The sequence below is a fragment of the Streptomyces swartbergensis genome, assembly GCF_002148965.1.
GTDB lineage: Bacteria > Actinomycetota > Actinomycetes > Streptomycetales > Streptomycetaceae > Streptomyces > Streptomyces swartbergensis.
This window is the reverse complement of sequence record NZ_NGFN01000020.1, coordinates 39334-46472: the sequence shown is the minus strand read 5'-3', so window position 1 is coordinate 46472 and position 7139 is coordinate 39334. Positions and strand designations below refer to the sequence as shown.

Genomic DNA, 7139 nt, shown 5'->3' with positions numbered 1-7139 from the left:
GGGAGGAACGGTGTTGGGCGACCACGTCGAACCACTGGGGACCGGGGGGGTTCTGTGCGGCAGGGGGGATTAGCCGGCCCTTTATCGTCGGCGCGCGGGAGTCTGGCGAATGGGGCGATCAGCAGGCCCGCGATCGACTGGGAGCAGCGGTACCGCCGTACCGTGATCACCAGCGATACCGTGGCCACCGCCTTGGTGGTGGCGGCGATCGGCAACTTCTTCGGGGCCCGGGACGCGGCCGACTGGCACGAGAAGTGGGGAATCCTCGCATTCGGCACCGAGCTGCTGGTGCTGGGAGCGCTCGCGGTGAGCAGGGCGTGGTCTGCGGCCGTGCTCGGCCAGGGAGCCGAGGAATTCCGCCGGCTCGGACGCTCACTGTTCGCGGCGACCGTCGTACTGGCGCTCGGCGGGATCGCCCTCACCTCGCGCAACATCAAGCTCTGGATCTTCGTCGCGATCCCCGCGATCGCGCTGGTCACCATGACCGCGCGGTATCTGCTCCGCCTCTGGCTGCACAAACAGCGTAAGGAAGGCCGGTGCCTGAGACCGGTGCTCGCTGCCGGGAGCCCGGACACCTTGCGCGACCTGATCACCCGGACCCGCAAGTTCCCGCACCTCGGCTGGCGGGTGGAGGCGGTGTGCACGGCAGACGGTCTCGGCCTCAACGGTGACCAACTGGACGGAGTGCCGGTCGTCGGTCAACTGGCGGACGTCGCCAAGCACGTCCGCCACGACGGTTACCGTGTCGTCGCGGTCACACCCGACCCGCATTGGTCACCGGACCGGCTGCAGCGGCTGGCCTGGAACCTCGAAGGCAGCGACACCGAGATGGTCGTGGCCCCCGTGCTGATGGAGGTGGCCGGCCCGCGGCTGCACGTCGACGCGGTGCTCGGGATCCCGCTGCTGCGGGTCAGCATGCCGGCCTTCACCGGCGGTCGCCGGGTGATCAAAGGGGTCGTCGACCGGCTGGGCGCGGCGATCCTGCTGGTGCTGTTCGCGCCGCTGATGGTGCTCGTCGGGCTGCTCGTGCTGGTGGACAGCCGGGGCGGGGTGTTCTACCGCCAGCGCAGGGTCGGCAAGGACGGCCGCGAGTTCACCATTCTCAAGTTCCGCACCATGGTCGCCGGGGCTCATAGGGCACGCGCCGGGCTGGCCGACCGCAACGAGGGTGCGGGGCTGCTGTTCAAGCTCCGCCGGGATCCGCGGGTGACCCGGGTGGGAGCGGTGCTGCGCCGGTACTCGATCGACGAGCTCCCGCAGCTTTTCAACGTGCTCACCGGCTCGATGTCGCTCGTCGGTCCGCGGCCTCCGCTACCGGAGGAGTCCGCCGCGTACGGCCCGGACATCCGGCGGCGGCTGCTGGTCAAGCCCGGGCTCACCGGCCTGTGGCAGATCAGCGGACGCAGTGATCTGCCGTGGGAGGAGGCGGTCCGTCTCGACCTGCGGTACGTGGAGGACTGGTCGCTCGCCCTGGACACCGTGATCTTGTGGAAGACGCTGCGTGCGGTGCTCCATGGGCAGGGGGCCTACTGATGCGCGGTGGCCGTCGTCCGGACGGTGCGCGGATCGCAGGCCACAAGGGCTTGCCGTGGGGGAGCGCAGGCCACAAGGGCCTGCTGTGGGGGAGCGCAGGCCACAAGGGCCTGCCTGGGGGGAGGGACGGGTCATGAGAGTCAGCGTTTTCGGGCTCGGCTACGTGGGCTGCGTTTCGGCCGCGTGCCTGGCCAGCATGGGGCACGATGTCATCGGGGTGGACGTGAACCAGGCGAAGGTCGACCTGGTCAACGACGGCAAGGCCCCGGTGGTCGAGGAGCGGATCGGCGAGCTCGTCGCCGAGGTCGTGCGGACCGGAGCGTTACGCGCCACCGGCGACGTCCGTGAGGCGATCATGGGCAGCGAGGTGTCGCTGGTCTGCGTGGGCACGCCGTCGGAACCCAACGGCAGCCTGTGCACCACGTATCTGGAGCGGGTCACCGAGGAGATCGGCGCCGCGCTGGCCGAGCGGGGCGGGCGGCAGACCGTCGTGTTCCGCAGCACCATGCTCCCGGGCACCTGCCTGAACCTGCTGGTACCGATCCTGGAGAAGTACGTCGGCGGCACGGCCGGGGTGGACCTGGGGGTCGCGGTCAACCCGGAATTCCTGCGCGAGGGCACGAGCGTGCGGGACTTCTTCGACCCGCCCAAGACCGTCATCGGCGAGCTCGACCCGGCAAGCGGCGACGCGGTGATGGCGCTGTACGACGGCCTGCCCGGCGAGGTGTTCCGGGTGCCGGTCCCGACAGCCGAGGCGATCAAGTACGCGGACAACGCGTTCCACGGTCTCAAGATCGGCTTCGCTAACGAGCTGGGCGCGGTGTGCCAGGCGCTCGGGGTGGACTCGCACCAGGTGATGGACGTGTTCCTGGCCGACCGCAAGCTGAACGTCAGCCCCGCCTACCTGCGGCCCGGCTTCGCCTTCGGAGGCTCCTGCCTGCCCAAGGACCTGCGCAGCCTGGTCCACGCGGCGCAGCGGGCCGACGTGTCGGTGCCCATCCTCGCCCACGTGCTGCCCTCCAACTCCGCACATCTGCAACGCGCGGTGGAGCTGGTCGAGCGCACCGGCAAGCGCCGGGTGGGCCTGTTCGGACTGTCCTTCAAACCCGGCACCGACGACCTCCGCGAGAGCCCGCTCGTCGAGCTGGCGGAGAGGCTCTTCGGCAAGGGGTACGACCTGCGGATCCACGACGCCAACGTGAGCCTCTCCCGGCTGATCGGCGCGAACCGCGAGTACATCGAGACCCGGCTGCCGCACCTCGCGCAACTGCTCGCGGATTCCGTCGACGAGGTACTCGAACACGCCGAGGTGTGCCTGGTCGGGACCAGGGATCCGGCCGTGCTGGCCGCGCTGCCCCATGGCGGCGGCCCGGTGATCGTCGACCTCGTCCACCTTCCCGACGCCGACGCGCGCCGGGCCGAACCGGGGTACGTGGGCCTTGCTTGGTGACACATCGTTCGGTGACACAGCCGGCGGCGACCGTCCGGGCCGGCGCGCGCTGATCCTGGTGGAGAACCTGTCGGTGCCCTTCGACCGGCGGGTGTGGCAGGAGTGCACGACGCTGCGCGACGCGGGCTGGACGGTGCACGTCATCTGCCCCCAGGGGAGCAAGCGGGACACGGAGCCGGAGGCGGAGATCGACGGGGTGCGGATCCACCGCTACCCGTTGCGCGCGGCCACCGGAGGACCGGCCGGCTATCTGCGGGAGTACGGATCGGCGTTGTGGCACACGGCCCGGCTGGCCCGCGAAGTCGGCCCGGTCGACGTGGTCCACGCCTGCAATCCGCCCGACCTGCTGTTCCTGCCCGCACTGTGGCTGAAGAGGCGCGGCGCGCGCTTCGTCTTCGACCAGCACGACCTGGTGCCCGAGCTGTACCTCTCCCGGTTCGACCGCGGGGAAGACCTGCTCTACCGCGCCGTGCGCGCGCTGGAGCGGCTGACCTACCGGGCCGCGGACGTCGTCCTCGCCACGAACGAGAGCTACCGGGACGTCGCGATGCGCCGTGGCGGTCGGCGGCCGGAGGACGTCTTCGTGGTGCGCAGCGCACCCCAGGTCGACCGGTTCCAACCCGTGCCGTCCGAACCGGAGTTGAAGCGCGGCAAGCCTCATCTGCTGTGCTATCTCGGCGTCATGGGCCCTCAGGACGGCGTCGACTACGCCCTGCGGGCCCTCGCGAAGCTGCGCGACGAGCTCGGGCGTAGCGACTGGCACGCGGTGTTCGTCGGCTCCGGTGACGCCTTCGACGCGATGGTGGAGCTGTCCCGGCGGCTCGGGCTGTCCGATCAGGTGCAGTTCACCGGGCGCGTTCCGGACGCCGACCTGGTGCGCTACCTGTCCACCGCGGACGTGTGCCTTTCCCCCGACCCGCGCAATCCGCTCAACGACGTGTCGACCATGAACAAGGTCCTGGAGTACATGGCGATGGGCCGGCCGATCGTCTCCTTCGACCTCCGGGAAGCGCGAGTCTCCGCCGGTGACGCCGCGCTCTACGCGCCCGCCAACGACGAGGCCCGATTCGCCGAGCTCATCGCGCTGCTCCTCGACGATCCGGAGAAGCGGGCCCGGATGGGCAAGACCGGCCAGGAGCGGATCAGCGGGCCGCTCTCCTGGCGGAACTCGCAAGCGTCGCTGCTCGCCGCCTACGCCGCCGCCTGCCGTGACCACACCCCGGTGTCGGCGGGCGACCCGGCCCGCACAGGGAAGAGGCGGCGCGGTTGAGCGAGGACACGATACGCCTGGTCACCATCGGGCGGATGCTGCGTCGGCGCCGGCGGCTTCTCGCCGTCCTCGCCGTGGTGGGCGCGCTCGTCGGTTACGGCACCTCGCTGGTGTTTCCGCCGCGGTACACGACGTCGGCGTCCGTACTGCTGCCGGGGCAGTGGGAGGAGCGCGAGCTGCTGACCCAGGTGGACATCGCGACCAGTTCGACGGTGGTCGACCGCGCGGCCGCCACGCTCGGCTGGAGGGGCGTCAGCGGCGCCGAGCTGCGGGATCGAGTGACCGCCGAGGCCGCCGACGGGAACATCGTCAAGATCTCGGGTACGGCCGACACCCCGGAGCGCGCGCAGCGGCTCTCCGACCAAGTGGCCGGGCAGTTCGTCGAGTTCGCCGCGCGGATCGCGGGCGGCGGCACCGACTCCGAAGCAGCCACGGGGCTCGAGGCGCTGCGGAAGAACGTCGAGGAGACCAACCGCCGCATCACCGACCTGGCCAGCGCGGCCGGTTCGGGGCAGACCGTGGAGAGCGTGCAGGGCCGCACCGCGCTCGAGAAGCTGCGCACCTCGCTGGAGCAGGCCATGACGAAGCTGGACGAGGCCGACCCGGCGACCAACAAGGCCGGCATGGTCGTCATGGGGCCGGCGGCCCGGCCGGCCGGCGAGGCACCGCCGACGAGGACGCAGCTCGTCGTCTCCGGGGCGCTGCTGTTCTTCCTGCTCGCGGTCATCGGCCATCTCGCCGCCGCACGGATGAATCGCCGACTGCGCACCGAACCGGAGATCGCCGCGGCGCTGGGCTCGGCGCTGCTGGGCACCGTCGACGTGCCCGAGGAACGGAGCGGCGCGCACCGGCCGGAAGACCGCGTCCCACGGGCCCGGATCCGCCGGCTCCTCGGTGTCGACACCCGGTGGGACCTGCCGACCCCGCAGAGGTCCGGCGACGAGGCCGGCAGACGGATCCGCTACCGGCGGGTGTGCGCTCGCCTCCGGGACCGGCTGCCGGCCCCCGGGCGGCTGCTGGTCGTCGTACCGGACGGCGACGAGATCGCCCGCCGGGCCGCCGGGCAGCTCGTCGCCGAGGCCAATGGCGATCTGCTGCTGCGGGTGGTGGAGGTTTCCGTGGACCGGCCGATCGTGCCGGACCGCGACACCGAGTCCGGAGCCCTGGTCGTCCTCAGCGCGGGCGGCCGGACCGCTCAGGAGCTCGCCGGCATCGCCGAGGCGTGTGCGGACGGCGGGCACGAGGTCGTCGGCGTCGTCGTCGCCGGCACGGTCCGGGTCCGTCCGACGCGGTCCGCCGGCCATCCTCCGGATGACGCCACTCCCGCGCTGGCGGTCCGCGGCCACGTGACGGGAGGTTCAGCGTGACGACGAGCACGACGTCGGAGTCGTCGCCAGCCGCTCCGCTCATCGACCTGCAGGCGCTGGTGGTGGCGGTGCGCAGGCGCCGCCGCCTCTGGTGCGCCATGGCGCTGCTGGGACTGCTGGCCGGCGCGGCGGTGGCGGTCCTGATGCCGCCACCGCCGACCGCGGTGACCAAGGTGCTGGTCGCGCACCGGGAGGACCAGCCGAACGACACCGGAACGCTGATCCGCACCGACGTCGAGCTGCTGGGGACCACGCGGATCGCCGAGCCGGCCCTGCGGTCCCTCAACTCCCGGGAAACACCTGAGGACTTCATGCAGGACTACCGGGGTACCGGCCTGACCAACAACCTGCTGCGGATCGATGTGACAGGTGACAGCGAGGCGGAAGCGGTGGCCCGGGCCAAGGCACTGGCCGACGCGTTCGTCGCGGACCACGTGAGGCGGATGCGGGAAACCGCGAAGGCCGAGTCCGAGGCCCTGCTCGACCAGCGTGACCGCATGCGGGACGAGCTCGCCCAGGTCAACAAGGCGATCGGCGACCGCTCGGCCGAAAGCGACCCGGAAGCGTCGGCGAGCATGGAGTCGCTCTTCGCCCGCCGGGCCGAGCTCAACTCGCGGATCGCCGACTTCGACCAGCGCGCCGCGGAGGCACGCACCGGCACGCCCGAGGTCATCTCCGGCACGCAGATCGTGGACGCCCCGCGCGCGGTGCGGCACTCCCTGCCCAGGGCGGCTGCCACCAACGCCGCGATCGGGCTCGTCCTCGGGCTCGTCCTCGGGCTCGCGCTGGCCGCGGTCGGCACGGTGGTGGCGGACCGCCCCGTGCTGCGCCGGGACATCGCGGGGAACCTGGGCGCTTCGGTCATCGCGGAGCTGCCCCGCCGGTCGGGCAGGCGGTGGCGGCGCCGACGGACCCGAGCGGCACGCGAACGGCTCACCGGGACCCTGGTCCGCACCGTGCGCGGCTCCGCGGAACCGCTGTCGCTGCTGGAACTGGGCTGTGCGCGCAGCACGAGCGTGATCGCCCTGGGCCTCGCCCGGGCGATGGCGGCTGAAGGGCCGGTGGTCGTCATCGACGGTCTGCCGGGCCCGCAGCTCGCGAACCGCCGTCCGAAGCCGGGAGACCCCACCGTGGTCGGCGGCGAGCGCGCCGCGACCGTGTCGCACGAGGAGCGCCGGATCGGCGTCGGATCGGTGGCGCCCGGCACGGCGTGGACCGACCTCCAGTACCTCGGCACCCGGACCGTCCTCGTCGTGCGTGCCGGGCACGGCAGCGCCGCATGGCTGCACACCGTGGCGCGACAGCTCGCGGACCAGCGCATCCCGGTGATCGGCGTGGTGCTGATCGACCCCGATCCGCGTGACCGGACCGACGGCACGCTGTGGGACGGCCTGCACACCGCGCTGCGCGGCCGCAGTGAGCGGCCCGCCCGGCACAACGGGACGGGCTCGCCGCGGACGGAGCGGCAGCCGATGTGGGCCGCACGGGTCCCGGACGACGACCAGGAGGCGCGGTAGGA

Annotated in this window: 5 protein-coding genes; all 5 read left to right on the top strand. The window is 72.1% G+C overall.

Going from position 1 to position 7139, the window contains the following annotated elements; genetic code table 11:
* Positions 1-54 precede the first annotated feature (54 nt).
* The 5 genes from CA983_RS05810 to CA983_RS05790 all read left to right on the top strand — a co-directional run bounded on the left by CA983_RS05810 (position 55) and on the right by CA983_RS05790 (position 7137).
* Positions 55-1533 (top strand): sugar transferase, encoded by a 1479-nt coding sequence (locus CA983_RS05810; protein WP_107500203.1) that lies wholly within the window; start codon positions 55-57, stop codon positions 1531-1533.
* A 133-nt stretch (positions 1534-1666) separates the two neighbouring features.
* Entirely contained in the window at positions 1667-2983 is a 1317-nt protein-coding gene (locus CA983_RS05805) for a nucleotide sugar dehydrogenase (RefSeq protein WP_086599805.1), read from the top strand.
* A complete protein-coding gene (locus CA983_RS05800) occupies positions 2973-4253 on the top strand; it encodes a glycosyltransferase family 4 protein (protein ID WP_086599804.1) in 1281 nt (426 codons plus the stop codon). The genes CA983_RS05805 and CA983_RS05800 overlap by 11 nt, the downstream gene beginning before the upstream one ends.
* Positions 4250-5620 (top strand): Wzz/FepE/Etk N-terminal domain-containing protein, encoded by a 1371-nt coding sequence (locus CA983_RS05795; RefSeq protein ID WP_086599803.1) that lies wholly within the window; start codon positions 4250-4252, stop codon positions 5618-5620. The genes CA983_RS05800 and CA983_RS05795 overlap by 4 nt, the downstream gene beginning before the upstream one ends.
* Positions 5617-7137, top strand: coding sequence for a Wzz/FepE/Etk N-terminal domain-containing protein (locus tag CA983_RS05790; protein WP_086599802.1), 1521 nt, complete (start codon positions 5617-5619; stop codon positions 7135-7137). Before CA983_RS05795 ends, CA983_RS05790 begins: the two co-directional genes overlap by 4 nt.
* Positions 7138-7139 lie beyond the last annotated feature (2 nt).

Bases quoted from the DNA above. Each gene is read 5' to 3' on its own strand.
- CA983_RS05805 (WP_086599805.1), top strand. From the start codon at position 1,667: ATGAGAGTCAGCGTTTTCGGGCTCGGCTACGTGGGCTGCGTTTCGGCC.